At 73.4% G+C, this 1,121-nt stretch carries 1 protein-coding gene; it reads right to left on the minus strand.

Annotated elements, in window-relative coordinates:
• On the minus strand, positions 1 to 1,002 hold a 1,002-nt coding region (locus HF577_RS37185), incomplete at its 3' end, for a LacI family DNA-binding transcriptional regulator (RefSeq protein ID WP_312859632.1).
• Positions 1,003 to 1,121: the final 119 nt, after the last annotated feature.

Raw genomic sequence — 1,121 nt, forward strand, 5'->3', positions numbered from 1 at the left:
GTCGGGGGCTGGGCCCGTGCTCTCCCGGAGGACCAGGTGGGTGGCGAGCTCCACGCGTGGTGGGGGTGCGCCGGTTGCGCCCGCGGTGTCCTCCGCCGCCAGCACCAGCCGCACGGCCTCGCTCGCCATCCGGGCCAGCGGCTGGCGCACGGTCGTGAGCTGCGGTGTCATGTGCTCGCAGAACGCGATGTCGTCGAACCCGACGACGGAGAGGTCCTCGGGGATGCGCAGGCCGCGCACCGATGCCTCCTGGTAGACGCCGACGGCCTGCATGTCGGAGCCGGCGAAGATCGCGGTCGGGGGGTCGGGCAGGTCGAGCATCTGCTGCGCGCAGAGCCGGCCGCCGCGCGGCCGGAAGTCGCCGAAGTGCACGAGGTCATCGTCGACGGGGATCCCGGCGCGGCCGAGTGCGGCGCGGTACCCCTCGATGCGTTCCTGGCTGCACACCAGCTGGGGACGCCCGGAGATGACGCCGATCCGGCGGTGGCCGAGGGACACCAGGTGCTCGACGGCGCTGAGGCCACCGGCCCAGTTGGTGGCGCCGACCGTGGCGAAGGAGGGGTCGCTCCCGCCCACGGGGTCGAGCAGCACGATGGGCGTGTGCAGGGCGGCCAGTTGCTCGACCGCCTCGGGTGCCGCCTCGCTCACCACCAGTACCAGGCCGTCGGAGCGGCGGGAGGCCAGCCGGTCGAGCCACTGCCGGTCGCCGGCGGGGCCGTCCTCGGCTGAGGTGAGGACGACCTGCGCGCCCGCCTTCCTGGCCTCCGCCTCGGCGCCGCGCAGCACCTCCACGATCCAGGGGGAGTCGAGGGTGGGCAGCACCATGTCCACGAGGCCGACGCGCCGGAGCGTCCCGGGCTTGCGCCGCTGGTAGCCGCGGTCGGCCATCACCTGCTGGACCCGCAGTCGGGTGGCCTCGGCGACGTCGGAGCGGCCGTTGAGGACCTTGGAGACCGTCGGAACCGACACTCCGGCCTGTTCGGCGATCTCCGCGATCGTCACGCGGCTGCTGATCCTGTCCAGGGGTCCTCCCGTGTTCGGGCCTGAGGCGGCGCGAATGCTAGCCGAAACTTTCTGCCGGTCACAGCGCGATATCGGTGGACCGGCGGGGCCTTGACGGG

This window comes from Pseudonocardia xinjiangensis (assembly GCF_012911925.1).
Classification (GTDB): domain Bacteria; phylum Actinomycetota; class Actinomycetes; order Mycobacteriales; family Pseudonocardiaceae; genus Pseudonocardia; species Pseudonocardia xinjiangensis.